The organism is Mesorhizobium sp. P160927 (genome assembly GCF_057766385.1).
Map to the genome: position 1 here is coordinate 1,517,826 of NZ_JBYMDW010000001.1, position 17,183 is coordinate 1,535,008.

Genomic DNA, 17,183 nt, shown 5'->3' on the forward strand with positions numbered 1-17,183 from the left:
TGGTGATGGCCGGAGGCGGCCCCTTACGGATTTATATCACCGGTTTTGGGCTGCGTAGATCACCCCAGGCCGGAGCAGATTCCAGTGCGGTGAAGTCGCCTGTCGCAATATCCTGGCAGATGGACATCAGCGCTCCGCCGGCCGCGCGGGCAAGCGATCCGCCAACACTGACCCGTCGCACGCCCGCTTGCGCAATCTGGTCAAGGGTCAATCCGGAGACACCTTGGCCGATCACATGATTTACAGGAGCACTGACCGAGCGGCAAAGCCTCTGGAGGGATGCCAGATCCGGCACTCCGGGCGCATAAACGACCTCAGCACCGACAGTCTCGAAGGCCTTTAGGCGGCGAATGGCCTGTTCGAGACCATATGTCCCCTTGCCGAGGCCATCGGCGCGCGCGGTAAGGACGATGTTGTGTTTTCGCGCGGCATCAGCCGCCGCAGCGACACGCGCAACTGCATCGTCGAAATCGCGTATCGGCAAATTCGATCTCGGCTGCCGGTCCTCGATGGACAGCCCCGCCAATCCAGCCTTCGCCGCGAGCAGAACGGTCTCGGCAATGCCTTCAGGAGTATCCGCGTACCCGTCCTCCAAATCAGCGGTGACCGGAACATCGGTCGAAGCTGCTATCTCGGCGGCATACGTCAGGCTCTCGTCGCGGCTGACTTCCAGTGCTCCGTCTCTCCTGCCCTTTGAGAACGCATAGCCCGACGATGTTGTTGCCAAAGCCCTGAAACCCAAGCCCACCATCATCCGGGCGCCGGCTATGTCCCAGGGATTGGGGACCACGAAGCAGCCGGATTTGTGAAGAGCGCGAAAACACTCAACCTTGTCGGATCGGGAAACCATGTGCGCTCCTGTCTGGAATGGAATTTTCGGTTCGGGATTTCGGTCTAGCCATCGAGCAGCGCTTGCAGCGTTTCGATGCGATCGGCCTCGTTGGCCGGCTTGTCCCAGCGCAATCGTGAAATCCTGGGGAAACGCATGGCCACACCCGATTTGTGCCGGGTCGAACGGTTGAGTCCCTCGAAGGCGACTTCCAGCACCAGGCCATTGTCGCGGTCGGCGCGCACCGAGCGCACCGGTCCAAAACGCTCGAGGGTGTTGTCACGGACATATTTGTCGATCTGCTTCAGCTCTTCATCGGTGAATCCGAAATAGGCCTTGCCGACCGGCACGAGTTCCTCCTCGCCCTCGGCCCCGGACCAAACGCCGAACGTGTAGTCGGAATAGAAGCTCGAGCGCTTGCCGTGGCCGCGCTGGGCATACATCAGTACGGCGTCCACCGTATGCGGATCGCGCTTCCATTTGAACCATGGACCCTTAGGCCGGCCGGCGACATAGGGCGAATCCCAGCGCTTTAGCATCACGCCTTCGATGATCGGATGCGGCGGCGCACGGCGCAGGTCCTCGAGCGATTGCCAGTCCGTGAACGCGACGAAGGGTGAGAGATCGAAGCGGCTGGGGTCGAGCGTCCCGATGAAGGCTTCGAGCCGGCCGCGTCGCTTGGCGAAGGACAATCCGCGCAGATCCTCGGCACCGATCTGCAGCACGTCGTAACAGCGCATGAAGGCTGGATACTGCTGCTGCATCTTCGGCGTCACCGTCTTGCGGTTCAGCCGTTGCTGCAGGTCCGAGAAGGTTCCCGTCGCCGCCCGCAGGTCGCCGACCAGCAATTCGCCATCGAGCGCGGCGGAAAAATGCATGGCGTCGGCGAGATCCGGAAAGGCCCCTGAGACATCATCGCCGGTGCGCGAATAGAGCCGGCGGATGCCGCCTTCGGCCACCGCCTGGACCCGGATGCCGTCCCATTTCCATTCTGCCGCGTAGTCGGCGGGATCGAGCTTTTCGAGGTCGCTGTCGCCGACCGGGTTCGACAGCATGACCGGGCGAAACAGCGCCATCGCCGTGTTGCGCGGTTTTTCGGCTTTGCCTTCCAGCCAGGCGAACAGCGCCGTGTAGGGCGGCGATAGCCCATGCCAGAGCTCTTCGATCTCGGCGACGTCGACCTTGCCGAAATCGGCCAGCGCCTGTTTGGCCAGCCGCGCCGAGACGCCGATGCGCAGGCCGCCAGTGACCAGCTTGATGATGGCAAAGCGCGCCGAGATGCCGGCGCTGTCGAGCAGCCCCGTCAGCACCTTCGGTCCATCCGAGCGGCTTGCCGCCTGCAGCTTGGCCACCACCTCGCCAAGCGTCGGCTCGCGGTTGGCCATCCTGCCAGGCGTTTGCGGCCAGACCAGCGACACCGTCTCGGCGAGGTCGCCGACATAATCGTAGGAATAGCCGAACAGCACCGGGTCCATGCGTTCGGTGACCAGCGTGCGCAGCATCGCCGGCTTGACCGCGGCAATCCTGAGATCGCCGGTGATGGCCGCCAGCGCCAGGCCGCGATCGGGATCCTCGACGCTGCGGAAATAGTCGGTCAAAAGGGTCAGCTTGCCGTTGCGCGACGGCGTCAGCACCAGGCGGTCGAGAAGCTCGGCGAAGCGGTTCATGCCCTCAATCGCCCTCATCCTCATAACCGACCAGATGCAGCGGCCGTGCCGCGATGCCTTCCAGCTCGCACCAGCGCACCAGCGCTTCCTCGCGGCCATGCGTGACCCAGATTTCGGCGGCTCCGGTCTCCTTGATGGTGGCGGTGAGTTCATCCCAGTCGGCATGGTCCGAGATGATCAGCGGCAGTTCGACGCCGCCTTGCTTGGCGCGCTGGCGGATGCGCATCCAGCCCGACGCGAAGCACGAGATCGGATCGGGAAAGCGCCGCGCCCAGCGGTCGGCGAAGGCCGATGGCGGGCCGACCACGATGGCGCCCGCGAAATCTTGCTTGGCCCCGCTCTCCACCGTCGCCGGCTCGAGATCGCCGAGATCGATGCCCTGGCTCTGGTAGTACGCGCTGAGCTTGGCCAGCGCGCCATGGATGTAGAGCGGCTTGTCGTAACCGGCGTCGCGCAACAGCCGCATTACGCGTTGCGCCTTGCCCAGCGCGTAAGCCCCGACCAGATGCGAGCGCTCCGGGAATTGCGCCGCCGATTTCAGCAGCCGGGCGATCTCTTCCGTGTCTGCCGGATGGCGAAACACCGGCAGGCCGAAAGTCGCCTCGGTGATGAAGATGTCGCAGCGGATCGGCTCGAAGGGCGCGCAGGTCGCATCTTTCCGCCGCTTGTAGTCGCCGGAGGCGACGATGCGCCTGCCCCGATGCTCGACCGATATCTGCGCCGAACCCAGCACATGGCCGGCCGGATGAAAGCTGACATCGACGCCGTTGAGGGCAATCGTCTCGCCGAGCCTGGCTGCCTGCGTCGTCCCCGCGAAATCCTCGCCGTAGCGAAGTCCCATGATGTCGAGCGTCTGCTGTGTCGCAAGCACCGAGCAGTGGCCGGAACGCGCATGGTCGGAATGGCCGTGCGTGATCAGCGCCCGGTTCACCGGCCGCACCGGGTCGATGAAGAAATCGCCCGGCGGGCAGTAGAGGCCTTCGGGCCGGGGATGAAGCAGGTCGCTGGCGCGCATGGTCCCAAGATAGGATATAATTCCGGCGCGGAAAGCCTGTTGTTCGCGACTGCTGACTCCCGGGCAAAGCCTTTCCAATTCGGTTCTGCTTAGGCATTCTTTGCTCTACACAGATGGGCGGCCGGCTCCCTGCAGGTGGAAACCATCATCATGAAACCGCTTCAGACCTCATCGGGCGATCTGAACGCCGATCGTCGTGCCGACTATGCCGAGATGCTGTTTGCCTCCGGCGACCACGCGGCCGCGGCCGAGTTGCTGATTGGCGCACTGGAGCTGGCGCCGCGCTGGGCAATGGGCTGGTTTCGCCTTGGCGAAATGCAGGAGGCATCGGGCAGGCTCGACCTGGCGGCGCAGGCCTGGGCCATGTCGCTGAAACTCGATCCGGCCGATCGCCAGGGCGCGGCCCTCAAATTGCAGCTGATCGGCAAAGGTCCGGTCGCCGCGGCGCCGCCCAGCGCCTTTGTCGAAACGCTGTTCGACCACTATGCCGAGACATTCGAGGAGATGCTGGTCGGCAAGCTCGATTACCGGTTGCCCGAGGTGCTCGACGCTGCCATCCGCAAGGCAAGGCCGGGCCGCCTCCGCCTGGCGCTCGACCTGGGTTGCGGCACCGGACTGATGGGCGAGAAGCTGAGGCCGATCGTCGACCGGCTGGTGGGAATCGACATCTCGGCAAGGATGCTGAAGAAGGCGCGGGCAAAGGGCATCTACGACGCGCTGACGAAAGCGGATTTGCAGGATTTTTCCCATTCAGGCGACAAGGCCGATCTGGTGACATCAGCCGACGTGCTGATCTACATCGGCGCGCTGGAAGGCCTGATCGGGACGGTCGCCTGCCTGCTCGCCGAGGGTGGCCTGTTTGCCTTTTCAGTCGAGAGTTTAGCAAGCGGCGACTTCGCGCTGCAGCCTTCCCGACGCTACGCCCATTCGGAACCCTATATCAGGCGGACCCTCGGGGCCAACGGGCTTTCGATCCTGGCGCTGGAGCCAACGACCATCCGGCAGGATCGCAGTGAGCCTGTCAAAGGGCTGGCCGTTGTGGCACGCAAGGCTCACGCAGCTTGAGGCGTGCATGACCATCATCCTGCTGCTGCGAAAAAGTCCGATTTGCGTGCGCGACTGATATTTGCGATCTGGTCGCATCAGGGCGGGATATCAGGAGGAGCATATCGGATGCGCTGGAACATGATGATATTGGCCTCTTGCCTGGCGGCAGCCGGCTGCGTGGGCAATTCAGCGTCCGAGCGGCAGGACGCCAACGTCGAGTCATCGCTGCAATATGACAGCGTGCCATGCGATCAGCTGCTGGCGCAGCGCAACGGATTGGCGCAGCAATATAATCTCCCGACGACCGCCAAGCCGACCTTTTCCAATCCCGCCATGGGCTTTGGCCCGTTCACGCCCGACATGCGTTCCAAGGCTCAACGCGACAGCGACAAGGCGTCAGGCGAAATCGATGCCATGAACCGGTCGATCGATCGCCGCGACTGCGGCAAACCGGACAAGCAGAAGAAGTTCGCTCTGCCTGGCTGATGCATGTTGCCCAGATGAAGCTCTCGGACCTCGGCGACCGCATCTGCATCCTGGGGCCATCGAACAGCGGCAAGTCGACGCTTGCCGACGCGATCGCGCGCAAGCGTGGCCTTACACCCATTCATCTTGATCTGCTCTTTCACCTGCCCAACACGGATTGGGTGCAGCGTCCGAGGGACGAGTTCATTGCCTTGCATGACGCCGCGATTGCCGGCGAGCGGTGGGTGATGGACGGAAATTATTCGGTTTGCATGCCGCAACGCTTCCAGCGCGCGACCGGATTGATCCTGCTGGACATTTCCACCCCGGCAAGTCTGCTGCGCTATTTCAGGCGTACGTTGTTCGAGAAGGAGAGACGCGGAGCCTTGGAGGGTGGGCGCGACAGCATCAAATGGGACATGATCCACCACATTGCAGTGACCACGCCGAAAAACCGCTCAAGATCCCGGGTGGCGTTCGAGCAGCTCGACTTGCCGAAGCTGCAACTGTCGTCGGTCCGGGTGATCAAGAAATGTTTTCAGGACTGGGATTTGGCCAGGTGACGAGGACGTCTGGCTAGTATCCTGCCTTGCGGTCCACCAGATTGTCGAGCTTTTCGCCGCGTTCGAAAGCATCCATCTGGCGCAGCATGAGTGGCGCCAGATGGGCTGGATCGGAGGTCGCCGCGGCATGCGGAGTCACGAACACCTTCGGGTGGTTCCACAACGGGCTCGTCTTCGGCAGCGGCTCGACCTCGAACACGTCGAGGCTCGCCTCCTTCAGCGTGCCGTCATCCAGAGCGCGCACGATGTCGGCGTCCTTCTGCAGGCGGCCGCGTCCGGCATTGATCAGCACCGAGCCGCCGAGTCCGTTGCGTTTCCTCAATTCCTTCAGCACGCCGTAGTTTATGATGCCTTGCGTGTCCGGCGTCAGCGGCAGAAGCACGACCAGAATGTCGGTGGCGTTGAGGAACGGAATCAGCCCGGCTTCGCCGCCATACGTCGCCACCCCTTCCATTGGCCGGTCCGTGCGCGACCAGCCATTGACCGCAAAGCCCAGCGACAGCAGCGCCGAGGCTGCAGCGCGGCCGAGACTGCCGAGTCCCATGATGCCGATGGAAATGTCACCGGCCGGCCTCTGCTGCGGCTCGTGCCAGATCTTCTTTGGCTGCTGCGACCGGTAGAGCAGGCCCTGGCGATGGTGATCGAGCACCCGCCAGACGACGTACTCGGTCATGTACTGGGTGAGGTTGTCGGCGACCACCTTGACGATCGGCACGTCCGGCAGGCCGGGATCGGCGAAGATATGGTCGACGCCGGCACCGATCGAGAAGATGGCGCGCAGATTAGGCAGCGACGACATCAAATTAGGCTTCTGCTTCCACACCACCGCATAGGTGATCGAGGGATCCTTGGCTCCATCCGGTTCCAGCACCACCTCGCGCTCGGCCGACAACAGGTCGCGCCAGCGCTGCGGATGAAAGCCGGTGACGGCAAGCAGGATGCGGCCTTTTTCCATCGCGGTTCGTTCAGCCCTTCCTTGTGCGGATCACTCGCTGACCACGCCCGTCGGCGCCGTCTCGATCTTGAAGGCGGCCGAGATCAGAGCCCGAGTATAGTCGGTTTGCGGATTTTCAAAAATCTGTTCGGAAGGGCCGGCTTCGACGATCTGGCCGTTGCGCATGACGATAACGTCATTGGCCAGCGCCCGGATGACCTTGAGGTCGTGGCTGATGAAAAGATAGGCGAGGTCGTGCTTGGCCTGCAAATTGCGCAGCAGGTCGACGACCTGCGCCTGCACGCTCATGTCGAGCGCCGATGTCGGCTCGTCCAGCATGACGAAGCGCGGGTTGAGCACCATGGCGCGGGCGATGGCGACACGTTGGCGCTGGCCGCCGGAAAACTCGTGCGGATAGCGGTTGCGGGTCGCCGGATCGAGCCCGACCTCCTTCAACACGGCGGCCACCTTGTCGTCTCGCTCGTCGGGCGACAGCTTCGGCTCGTGGATCTTCAGGCCTTCCTCGATGATCTCGGCGATCGACATGCGTGGGCTGAGCGAGCCGAACGGATCCTGGAAGACGATCTGTAATTCGCGCCTGAGCGGTCGCATGGCGTTGAAGGTGAGCTGGTTGATGTCGCGGCCGTTGAACTGGATCGTCCCGGTCGACGAGATCATGCGTGCCAGCGCCAGGCCGAGCGTCGTCTTGCCCGAACCGGATTCGCCGACCACGCCCAGCGTCTGGCCGGCGCGCACGGTGACGTCGATGCCGTCGACCGCCTTCACATGATCGATCGTGCGCCGGAAGAACCCCTGCTTGATCGGAAACCAGACCTTGATGTCCTTGCCGGTCATGACAGGCTTGGCGTCGGCATTGGCGGCCGGCGGTTTGCCTTTCGGCTCGGCGGCCAGAAGATGGCGCGTATAGGGGTGCTGAGGGTTGGCGAAGATGTCCTTGGTCGGTCCGGTCTCGACGATCTTGCCCTTGGTCATCACGCAGACCCGGTCGGCGATCTTGCGCACGATGCCGAGGTCATGGGTGATGAACAGCATCGACATGACCTTGCGGCTTTTGAGGCCCGCGAGGAGTTCGAGAATCTGTGCCTGCACGGTGACGTCGAGCGCGGTCGTCGGCTCGTCCGCGATTAACAGTTCCGGCTCGTTGGCGAGCGCCATGGCGATCATGACGCGCTGGCGCTGGCCGCCGGACAGCTGATGCGGATAGGCGTCCAGCCGCTTCTGCGGATCGCGGATACCGACCTCGTTGAGCAGGGCCAGCGTGCGCGCCTTGGCCGGTCGGTCGGCCATGCCCTGATGCAGTTTCAGGATTTCGACGATCTGGTGCTCGATCGTGTGCAACGGATTGAGCGAGGTCATCGGCTCCTGGAAGATCATGGTGATCTTGTTGCCGCGCACCTGGCGCAACTGCTTCTCGCTCATGGCGAGCAGGTCGGCACCCTCGAACAGGATCTTGCCCGAGGGATGGCTGGCGCTGGGGTAGGGCAGCAGCTTCAGCACCGACAGCGCCGAGACCGATTTGCCTGAGCCGGATTCGCCGACCAGCGCCACCGTCTCGCCCCTGGCGATGTCGAACGAGATATGGTCGACGGCGACAGATTGGCCTCCGCCCTGGCTGAAGGCGACGCTGAGGTCCTGTACGCTGAGCAAGGGAGCATCGCTCATTTGAACGTCTTGCGCGGATCGAAGGCGTCGCGCGTCGCCTCGCCGACAAAAACCAGCAGCGACAGCATCAGCGAGATGACGACGAAGCCGGAAATGCCGAGCCAAGGCGCGTTGAGGTTGCGCTGCGCCTGCTTGAGCAGTTCGCCGAGCGATGCCGAGCCGGGCGGCAGGCCGAAGCCGAGATAGTCTAGCGAGGTCAGCGTCGAGATCGAGCCGCTCAGCAAAAAGGGCAGGAAGGTCAATGTCGCCACCATGGCGTTGGGCAGCAGATGCCGGAACATGATGGTGCGGTTGGGCACGCCGAGCGCGCGCGCCGCGTTGACATATTCGAAGTTGCGGGCGCGCAGGAACTCCGCCCGCACCACCCCGACCAGCGCCACCCAGGAAAACAGCAGCATCAGGCCGAGCAGGATGAAGAAGCCCGGCGGCAGGATGGCGGCGACGATGAGCAGCAGATAGAGCACTGGTATGGCCGACCAGATCTCGATGAAGCGCTGGAACAGGAGATCGGTCCAGCCGCCGAAATAGCCCTGCAAGGCACCGGCGCCGACGCCGATCAGCGCCGAACCCGCGGTCAGGATCAGGCCGAACAGCACCGAAATGCGGAAGCCGTAAATGACGCGCGCCAGCACGTCGCGCGCCTGGTCGTCGGTGCCGAACCAGTTCCAGTTACCGACATTGCAGGCCGGGTCATCGGCTCCCTGTGGATATTGGTTGCAGCGCGTCTTGGCATCATATTCCCATGATGGCTTGGCCGGCGCTGCTTCCGGAATGGCGTTGTTGACGGTCTGGTAGGAATAGCGGATCGGCGGCCAGATCATCCAGCCATGGGCGTTGATCTCGTCCTGGATAACCGGGTCGCGGTAATCGGTGACGGCATAGAAGCCGCCGAATTTTTCCTCGGGGTACGCGACCATCACCGGGAAAAGGATCTCGCCCTTGTAGGAAGCGATGATCGGCTTGTCATTGGCGATGAATTCGGCAAACAGCGACAGCACGAACAGCACGAGGAAAATCCACAGCGACCAGTAGCCGCGCCGGTTGGCTTTGAAATTCTGCAGGCGGCGCTTGTTGAGCGGCGACAGGAACGGCCGCGGGAGCCGCTCCGGCAAGACACCGGCGGTGACGCTTGCCTCCGACATCAGATGTCTCTCCGCTCGAAATCGATGCGCGGATCGACCCAGGTGTACATCAGGTCGGACAGGAGCCCGACGAAAAGGCCAAGCAGCGAGAAGATATAAAGGTTGGCGAACACCACGGGATAGTCGCGCTCGACCACCGACCGGAAGCCGAGCAGCCCGAGCCCGTCGAGCGAAAAGATGTTCTCGATCAGCAGCGATCCGGTGAAGAAAGCCGAGATGAACGCACCCGGGAAGCCGGCGATGACGATCAGCATGGCGTTGCGGAAAACGTGGCCATAAAGCACCTGCCGTTCCGACAGGCCCTTGGCGCGCGCCGTCACCACATACTGCTTGCGGATTTCCTCCAGGAAGGAGTTCTTGGTCAAAAGCGTGGTCGTTGCGAAGGCCGACAACACCAGCGCCGTCAGCGGCAGCGTCATGTGCCAGAAGTAATCGACGATCTTGGCCGGCCACGACAATTGATCCCAATTGTCCGAGACGATGCCGCGCAACGGGAACCAGTCCCAGAACGAACCGCCGGCGAACAGCACCATCAAAAGGATGCCGAACAGGAAGCCCGGAATGGCATAGCCGACGATGACGACGCCACTGGTCCAGACGTCGAAGGGCGTGCCGTCCTTCACCGCCTTGCGAATGCCGAGCGGGATCGAGATCAGATAGGACAACAAAGTGATCCAGAGCCCGATCGAAATCGATACGGGCATCTTTTCGAGGATCAGGTCGAGCACCGAGATGTCGCGGAAATAGCTGTTGCCGAAATCGAACCTGGCATAATTCCACAGCATCATGCCGAAGCGCTCGAGCGGCGGCTTGTCGAAACCGAACTGCTTCTCCAGCTTCTTGATGAATTCCGGATCGAGACCCTGGGCGCCGCGATATTTCGAGCTGACATCGCCGGCGACATCGAAATTGGAGCCGCCTGCATCGCCGCCGCCACCGCCGAGGCGGTCGCTGCCGCCCTGGTTGGTCAGCTTGGCGATGACCTGCTCGACCGGCCCGCCAGGCGCGAACTGGATGACGGCGAACGATATCGCCATGATGCCGAACAGGGTCGGGATCATCAAAAGGATGCGGCGCAGTATATAGGCGCCCATCAGGCCTTCTGCCCTCGCGGGGCTGATATCTCAGCCTTTGCCAATTTTTGCCGCCTTATCCTTATCGAACCACCACAGCGCCTCGACCGGAAAGCCGAAATCGGGCTTTTGTTCAGGAAAGCCGAACATGTCCCAATAGGCGACTCGGTGATTCGCCAAGAACCAACTAGGAATCCAATCGCATCGCGCACGCAAGACCCGGTCGAGCGCTCGCATCGCCACGGTCAGGTTTTCACGGTCCTTTGCCGCGCCCACGGCATTGATCAGCGTGTCGACAGCGGGATCGGAGATACCCGGCAAGTTGCGGGAGCCGGAGACGCCGGCGGTGCTCGAATGGAAGAAGACTTCGAGATCATCCCGAGTCGGCGTCGCGCTGAACGAAAAAGCCGCGGACAAGAGGTCGAAGTCGAAACTCGCCTGCCTAGACTGGTATTGCGCCGAATCAACCAACCGTATCGTGGCGTCGATGCCGATCGCCTTCATGTTGGCGACCCAGGGCGAATAGACCTGGACGAAGGTGTCGTCATCGACCATGAACTCGGCTGAAAGCCGGCCCCCCTTGTCGTTAACGACAAAGTCGCCTGATCGCTTCCACCCGGCGGCGGACAGAAGCTTTGCCGCTTGGCCAAGCAGTTTGCGGTCGCGACCGGAGCCGTCGGATGCGGGCTGGGTCACTGCCTCGCCGAAGACCTCTGCCGGCAGCTGGCTTCGCAGCGGCTCCAGCAGAGCCAGTTCTTCCGGTGATGGTGCCCCTTCGGCGCGAAAGTCGGATTTCTCGAAGCAGGATTGCGAACGCTCGTACGAGCCGTAGAAGAAGTTGCGGCGCGCCCACTCGAAATCGAAACATAGCGCGATCGCCCGCCTCACCCTAGGGTCGCGAAACTGCTCTCGCCGCTGATTAACCGCGGTAGCCTGCATTGAGGGTCGCTTTTCGGCCGGGAATTCATGCTTGGCCACTTTGCCCGCGGTCATTGCAGGGAAATCATAGGCGGTGGCCCAAACCCGTGACACGAATTCCTCGCGATAAGTGATCTCACCCTTCTTGAAAGCTTCGAATCCGGCGTTGCGATTCTGATAGAATTCAATGCGGATGCGGTCGAAATTGTTCAGGCCGCGATTGACCGGCAGATCTCGGCCCCAATAGTCCGCCACGCGGTCGTATTCGATCCATGCACCCGCCGAGAAGCGGCCGACTTTGTAGGCGCCGGAGCCGAGCGGGGGATTCAACTGTGAAGAGTCGAATGGATTGGCAGTGTAAAAAGCCTTCGAAAGGATCGGGAATTCCACGACGTTGAGCACGGTGCGGGCCGATTGTTTGCCGGAAAAAGTAAGCCGAAGCGTTCGGTCGTCGACGGCAACGGCATCGACCATGTGCGTCAGCGACAGCGATAGGTCGGGATGGCCCTTCTCCTTGTAGAGCTTGAAGGTGAAGGCAGCATCCCGCGCCGTCAGCGGCGCGCCGTCATGGAAACGCGCCTCGGGTCGAAGCGAGAAGGTGAAGCCATTGCGGTCGTCGGAGAGCGTCACGCCATCCGCGATCTGGCCATAGACCGCGTCGGGTTCATCGAGCGCCCGCACCATCAGCGTGTCGAAACACATCTCCATGCGTGGCGGCGCATCGCCCTTGTTGGCGAAGGAGTTCAGCGTGTTGAAAGTCTGGGTATCCTGGTTGTAGCCCCAATTCGGTGGCGAGAAATTGAAGATGCCGCCAACGGGCGCGTCGACTTGGACATAGTCGAAATGTGGGAAATCAGGCTTGTATTTGAGGTCGCCGAAGGCGGAAAGGCCGTGCAGCTTGGTGCCGGTCGCAATGTTTGCAAAGGCTTTGCCCGGCATCAGCGCTGCGGCAGCGGCAGCGCCGCCCAAAGCCAGGAAATCGCGGCGGGGCAGGGCCGCCATCAATTCAGACCCTTGTACTTGGCCGCCAGCGCCTTTTCCTTGTCCGGGTCGATCCACCAGGAATCGATGTCGGCACCGACATAGGCAGGCTGTTTGTCGGGAAACTTGAACTTGTTCCAATAGGCCAGCCAGACCGCGGAGCGGTAATATTGCGGGACGACGTAGAAGTTCCACAGCAGGATGCGGTCGAGTGCGTGGGTGGCGGCGACGAGATCATCGCGATCGGTGGCAAAGATGATGCGATCGACCAGCGCGTCGACGACTGGATCCTTGATACCCATCAGGTTGCGCGAACCAGGCGCATCGGCGGCCTTGGAACTCCAGAAATCGCGCTGCTCGTTGCCGGGCGACTCCGACTGGCCGAACAGACCCGTCACAACATCGAAATCGAAATTGTTGACGCGGTTGATATACTGCGTCTGGTCGATGATGCGCAGGGTAGCGTCGACGCCGATCTTACGCAGGTTGGCTATGTAGGGGCTGGCGATCACCTGGTCTGTGTCGTTCCAGCCGAGGATCTCGAACTTGAACGGTGCGCCTGTCTTGGCGTTGACCATCTTGCCGCCCTTGATGATCCATCCGGTCTTGGCGAAGAGATCGACGGCCTGCTTCAGATACTTTCGCTCCGCTTGCGGCGAGTCGTAGACGGGCAGCTTGAACTCCTGAGAGAAGAGTTCTGGCGGCAGCTTGTCGCGATACTTTTCCAGGATTTCCAGTTCCTTGCCCCGCGGCAATCCGCTGGACGCCAGTTCGGTACCTTGGAAATAGCTCGATGTGCGTGTGTTGAAGCCGAAGAACAAGGTGCGATTCATGCTCTCGAAATCGAAGGGTATGGTCAATGCCTCGCGGACCAGTCGGTCCTGAAACAGCGGCCGCCTCTGGTTTAGGACAAAGCCCTGCATCGGCTGCGGCGATCGGGTCTGGAAGTCCTTTTTGATGACGTCGCCGGCCCGGATGGCCGGAAAATTATAGGCTGTCGCCCATTTGCGGGAGCTGTATTCGCGGTTGACGTCTTCCAACCCGCCCTTGGTGAAGGCAAGCCAGGCGGCATTGTCGTCGAGGATGTAGGTGTATCGGCGCGTGTCGAAATTCTCGCGGCCGATCTTAACCGGCAGCTTGGCCGCCCAGTAGTCGGGCACGCGCTGCCAGACGATCTCCGAGCCCGGCTTGAAGCTGGCGATCTTGTAGGCAGCCGAACCGAGTGGAATTTCCAGCGTCGGTTTGGTGACGTCGCGCTTCTTGCCGTTGGCGTCCGTGCCTTCCCACCAATGCTTCGGCAGCACAGCGAGATCGCCAAGGATCTTCGGCAGTTCGCGGTTGCCCTTCTGGTTGAAATGGAACTCGACCTCGCGGTCGGAGATCGCCACCGCATCGGTGACGTTCTCGAAATAACGGCTGTATTGCGGGCTGTTCGCCTTCAGCACCTGGAAGGACCAGATCACGTCGTCGACCGTGATCGGCTGGCCGTCATGCCATTTGGCGCGGGGGTCGAGCCGGTAAGTCGCCGAGGAATAGTCGGCCGGGTATTTGTAGGCGTCGGCGATCAGAGGATGGCTGACGCTGCCCTCATCGGTCGCCTGCTCCATCAGCGTGTCGTAGAGCAGGCCGCCGCCGAAGCCGACAAGACCCGCCGCCGGCGATCCCTGGACGACATAGGGATTGAAGCTGTCGTAGGTGCCAAGCAGCACCGAATTCAGCGTGCCGCCCTTGGGCGCGCTCGGATTGACGTAGTCGTAGTGCTGAAAATTCTCGCCGTATTTGGACTCGCCGATCAGCGATGAGGTGGTCCGCCACTCGTCGGCCCGGGTCGCCTGCAACCCCGCCGCCAGCAGGGCCGTCGCCAGCATCGACCTCAGAAGCGTTCGGCCAACCATCATGCACTATCCTCTCGCGATGCGTGCCAGATCATCCAGAAAGGCAATCTAGATGATTTGGCGCTCGTGAAAACCGCCGTGCGCGGCTTTGTCGCCGCACAGGCATTTTCCCAACAAAAAGCCGGGCTGAACCCGGCTTTTTCAAGATCGTAGCGATAATAATCCGGTTATTTGGCGGGCGCCGGTGCAGCAGGAGCCGGTGCTGCCGGAGCGGCAGGCGCCGCGGGCTTGGGCGGTGCGGCGCCGTCAGCCGGCTTCGCCGGAGCGGCCCCATCGGCCGGTTTGGCGGGTGCGGAGGCGTCCGCGGCGGCGCCAGGTGCCGGCAGCGGCTTGGGATTGTCCGACAGCGTGCGCAGGTAGGCGATGACGTTGGCGCGGTCCTCGTCCTTCGGCAGGCCGGCAAAGCCCATGGCCGTTCCCTTCACGAATTTCTTCGGCGAGGTGATGAAGTGGTTGATGTTGTCATAGGTCCACTTCTCCGTGCCGCCCTTGGAGAATTCCTTCATGCCGGCCGAATAGGCGAAGCCTTCATGTTCGGCGACAGGGCGGTCGACGAGGTCCCACAGATCCGGGCCGACCTTGTTAGGACCGCCCTTTTCGCCGGAATGGCAGGCCTGGCACTTCTTGAACACGGCGGCACCCGCCTCGACATTGGCCGTGGCCAGCAGATCGGCGATCGGCTTGGCCGCGGCGGCCGGCGCCGCAGGGCCGCCCTCCACCGGCTCGGCGGCTTCGATGGCGAAGCCTGGTTTTTCGGGAGCGGGCGAGGCAAACAGCGCGTCAGACACCAGGCCGACGGAGAAAACGACGAAAACGGTTCCGAGCAATCCGGCGAGCAGCTTGTTGACTTCGTTGGAATCCATACGCCCCTTGCTCCCTTTTCCGGCGGACTGATCCGTCCACTCCGTCCGTCGGTATCGAGACCCGCCCTCCGGAGCCGGTCAAATCGGGCGGAAACTAGGTCTTTTGCTCGGGCGTTGCAACACCTATAAGGGCGCTTCCAGTGAGACCTTTTGCCACTTTTCCCCTCCTCTTTTCGAACGCCTTGCCAGACCGATGTCCACCTTGATCCTGATCCCGGCCCGCATGGCCTCGACACGCCTGCCGGGCAAGCCGCTGGCCGACATATCGGGCGCGCCGATGATCGTTCATGTGGCACGCCGGGCGGCCGAGGCCGGGCTTGGCCGGGTGGTGGTGGCGACCGACACGCAAAGCGTGGCCGAAGCGGTGCGGGCGCATGGTTTCGAGGCCGTGATGACGCGCATGGATCATGAGTCGGGTTCGGATCGCATCCACGAGGCGTTGATCGCTCTTGATCCCTTGGGCAAGGTCGAAACGATCGTCAATGTGCAGGGCGACCTGCCGACCATCGATCCCCTCGTCATCGCCGCGTCGCTCAGCCCGTTCGACGACCCCTCGGTGGATATCGCCACGCTCGGCGTCGAGATCGTCCGCGATGAGGAAAAGACCAATCCCAACGTCGTAAAGATCGTCGGGTCGCCGCTCTCCGGCACACGGTTGCGGGCGCTTTACTTCACCCGCGCCACGGCACCCTGGGGCGAGGGGCCGCTTTATCACCATGTCGGCCTTTACGCCTATCGACGCGCGGCACTCGAGCGTTTTGTCGCGCTGGAGCCATCGGCGCTGGAGCGCCGCGAGCGGCTGGAGCAACTGCGGGCCCTGGAAGCCGGCATGCGCATAGACGCCGAGATCGTGCAGTCGCTGCCGCTTGGCGTCGACACCCCTGAAGACCTGGACCGTGCCAGGCAAATCCTTTCAAACTGAGATATCAGCATGCCTGAAAAGACCAATAGAATATCCTTCCAGGGCGAGCCCGGCGCCAATTCCGACACCGCCAGCCGCAACGTCTATCCCTCGATGGAGCCGTTGCCGTGCCCGACCTTCGAGGACGCGTTCAATGCCGTCGAGACCGGCAAGGCCGATCTTGCCATGATCCCGATCGAGAACACCATCGCCGGGCGGGTCGCCGACATCCACCACCTTCTGCCGGAATCGAAACTGCACATCGTCGGCGAATATTTCCTGCCGATCCATTTCCAGCTGATGGTGCTGCCGGGCGTCAGGCGCGACGAGATCAAGACCGTGCACACCCATATCCACGCCCTCGGCCAATGCCGCAAATACATCCGCAAGAACGGTTGGAAGGGAGTGGTCGCCGGCGACACGGCGGGCGCCGCCAAGATGGTGTCCGAGGTCAAGGACCGCACCATGGCCGCGCTGTCGCCGGCGTTGGCAGCTGCGCTCTACGGGCTCGACATTATCGAGGAGAATGTCGAGGACACCGACAGCAACGTCACTCGCTTCGTCGTCCTGACCAAGAGCAAGCAATGGGCCGAGCGCCCGTCATCCGACGTCAAGATGATGACGACCTTCATCTTTCGCGTCCGCAACGTGCCGGCCGCGCTCTACAAGGCCATGGGCGGCTTCGCCACCAACGGCATCAACATGACCAAGCTGGAAAGCTACCAACTCGGCGCCTTTACGGCGACGCTGTTCTACGCCGACATCGAGGGCCACCCCGACGATCCGCTGGTCAAGCTGGCGCTCGACGAACTGCGGTTCTTTTCGCGCGAAGTGCGGATCCTCGGCGTCTATCCAGCCAGCGAGTCACGCGAGCAGTGGAAGGTGGCGGATTGAGCTACCAGCCCAACGGCACGTAATCGATCTCCATGAAGGTCTCGACCTCCGGCACCCAGCGGTCGCGCACGAAGGCGACATGGTCGGGATGGTCGTTGTACCTGGTGTAGGCGGCCTGGTCGGCGAACTCCATCGAGAAGCCGAACCGATAGTCGTTCTTAGGGCTAACCTGCCGCAATTGCTCGAATTGCGTGACGCCCCGGATCGCCGAGAGGATTTTCCTGGCGTCGACGAGGAAGCGCTTTTCGTCCAGCGAATGCGGTGGGTGCTTCAGCGTGAAGACGACGGTGTGACGGATCATTTGTCTCTCCTG

16 protein-coding genes are annotated in these 17,183 nt (G+C 62.3%); 5 read left to right on the plus strand and 11 right to left on the minus strand.

The features are described 5' to 3' along the window. Nucleotides 1–31 precede the first annotated feature (31 nt). The 3 genes from AC3CB8_RS07555 to AC3CB8_RS07565 are packed head-to-tail and all read right to left on the minus strand — an operon-like array spanning nucleotide 32 to nucleotide 3,511. On the minus strand, nucleotides 32–850 hold the full coding sequence (locus AC3CB8_RS07555) for an isocitrate lyase/PEP mutase family protein (protein ID WP_352615793.1): 819 nt from the start codon (nucleotides 848–850) through the stop codon (nucleotides 32–34). Between the two features lie 44 nt (nucleotides 851–894). After that, complete coding sequence (locus tag AC3CB8_RS07560) at nucleotides 895–2,496, minus strand: cisplatin damage response ATP-dependent DNA ligase (RefSeq protein ID WP_352563318.1); 1,602 nt, start codon at nucleotides 2,494–2,496, stop codon at nucleotides 895–897. Nucleotides 2,497–2,500: 4 nt separating this feature from the next. Beyond that, nucleotides 2,501–3,511, minus strand: a complete 1,011-nt coding sequence (locus AC3CB8_RS07565) for a ligase-associated DNA damage response exonuclease (protein ID WP_023772638.1) — start codon at nucleotides 3,509–3,511, stop codon at nucleotides 2,501–2,503. A gap of 150 nt (nucleotides 3,512–3,661) precedes the next feature. Between AC3CB8_RS07565 and AC3CB8_RS07570 the strand changes: the two genes are divergently transcribed. The 3 genes from AC3CB8_RS07570 (at nucleotide 3,662) to AC3CB8_RS07580 (ending at nucleotide 5,586) form a co-directional block, all read left to right on the plus strand. Then, nucleotides 3,662–4,576: a class I SAM-dependent methyltransferase gene (locus AC3CB8_RS07570; protein ID WP_023772639.1), complete on the plus strand. Its 915-nt coding sequence runs from the start codon at nucleotides 3,662–3,664 to the stop codon at nucleotides 4,574–4,576. Between the two features lie 108 nt (nucleotides 4,577–4,684). Next, nucleotides 4,685–5,044 (plus strand): hypothetical protein, encoded by a 360-nt coding sequence (locus tag AC3CB8_RS07575; RefSeq protein WP_023772640.1) that lies wholly within the window; start codon nucleotides 4,685–4,687, stop codon nucleotides 5,042–5,044. Between the two features lie 14 nt (nucleotides 5,045–5,058). After that, on the plus strand, nucleotides 5,059–5,586 hold the full coding sequence (locus AC3CB8_RS07580) for a P-loop NTPase family protein (RefSeq protein ID WP_023792516.1): 528 nt from the start codon (nucleotides 5,059–5,061) through the stop codon (nucleotides 5,584–5,586). 13 nt (nucleotides 5,587–5,599) lie between these two features. Here the strand turns inward: AC3CB8_RS07580 and AC3CB8_RS07585 are convergent, their stop codons facing one another. The 7 genes from AC3CB8_RS07585 to AC3CB8_RS07615 form a co-directional block, all read right to left on the minus strand. Next, nucleotides 5,600–6,541, minus strand: coding sequence for a 2-hydroxyacid dehydrogenase (locus tag AC3CB8_RS07585; RefSeq protein WP_023772642.1), 942 nt, complete (start codon nucleotides 6,539–6,541; stop codon nucleotides 5,600–5,602). Nucleotides 6,542–6,571: 30 nt separating this feature from the next. Then, on the minus strand, nucleotides 6,572–8,203 hold the full coding sequence (locus AC3CB8_RS07590) for an ABC transporter ATP-binding protein (protein WP_352563247.1): 1,632 nt from the start codon (nucleotides 8,201–8,203) through the stop codon (nucleotides 6,572–6,574). Further along, on the minus strand, nucleotides 8,200–9,345 hold the full coding sequence (locus AC3CB8_RS07595; RefSeq protein ID WP_023772644.1) for an ABC transporter permease: 1,146 nt from the start codon (nucleotides 9,343–9,345) through the stop codon (nucleotides 8,200–8,202). The genes AC3CB8_RS07590 and AC3CB8_RS07595 overlap by 4 nt, the downstream gene beginning before the upstream one ends. Beyond that, nucleotides 9,345–10,439 carry a microcin C ABC transporter permease YejB gene (locus AC3CB8_RS07600; RefSeq protein ID WP_015314055.1) on the minus strand — a complete coding sequence of 365 codons (1,095 nt, stop codon included), beginning with the start codon at nucleotides 10,437–10,439 and terminating at the stop codon, nucleotides 9,345–9,347. The genes AC3CB8_RS07595 and AC3CB8_RS07600 overlap by 1 nt, the downstream gene beginning before the upstream one ends. A gap of 30 nt (nucleotides 10,440–10,469) precedes the next feature. Continuing rightward, nucleotides 10,470–12,338, minus strand: coding sequence for an extracellular solute-binding protein (locus AC3CB8_RS07605; protein ID WP_352563246.1), 1,869 nt, complete (start codon nucleotides 12,336–12,338; stop codon nucleotides 10,470–10,472). Beyond that, nucleotides 12,338–14,215 (minus strand): extracellular solute-binding protein, encoded by a 1,878-nt coding sequence (locus tag AC3CB8_RS07610; protein WP_352547658.1) that lies wholly within the window; start codon nucleotides 14,213–14,215, stop codon nucleotides 12,338–12,340. The genes AC3CB8_RS07605 and AC3CB8_RS07610 overlap by 1 nt, the downstream gene beginning before the upstream one ends. Before the next feature lie 164 nt (nucleotides 14,216–14,379). Further along, nucleotides 14,380–15,075, minus strand: coding sequence for a c-type cytochrome (locus AC3CB8_RS07615; protein ID WP_023783405.1), 696 nt, complete (start codon nucleotides 15,073–15,075; stop codon nucleotides 14,380–14,382). Between the two features lie 193 nt (nucleotides 15,076–15,268). Between AC3CB8_RS07615 and AC3CB8_RS07620 the strand changes: the two genes are divergently transcribed. Together AC3CB8_RS07620 and AC3CB8_RS07625 are read left to right on the plus strand one after the other, a co-directional pair. Continuing rightward, nucleotides 15,269–15,997 carry a 3-deoxy-manno-octulosonate cytidylyltransferase gene (locus AC3CB8_RS07620; protein WP_352563245.1) on the plus strand — a complete coding sequence of 243 codons (729 nt, stop codon included), beginning with the start codon at nucleotides 15,269–15,271 and terminating at the stop codon, nucleotides 15,995–15,997. Nucleotides 15,998–16,006: 9 nt separating this feature from the next. Continuing rightward, on the plus strand, nucleotides 16,007–16,870 hold the full coding sequence (locus tag AC3CB8_RS07625; protein WP_023772649.1) for a prephenate dehydratase: 864 nt from the start codon (nucleotides 16,007–16,009) through the stop codon (nucleotides 16,868–16,870). Nucleotide 16,871: 1 nt separating this feature from the next. On the opposite strand, the gene AC3CB8_RS07630 is transcribed toward AC3CB8_RS07625, so the two are convergent. Beyond that, complete coding sequence (locus AC3CB8_RS07630; RefSeq protein WP_023772650.1) at nucleotides 16,872–17,171, minus strand: Dabb family protein; 300 nt, start codon at nucleotides 17,169–17,171, stop codon at nucleotides 16,872–16,874. Nucleotides 17,172–17,183 lie beyond the last annotated feature (12 nt).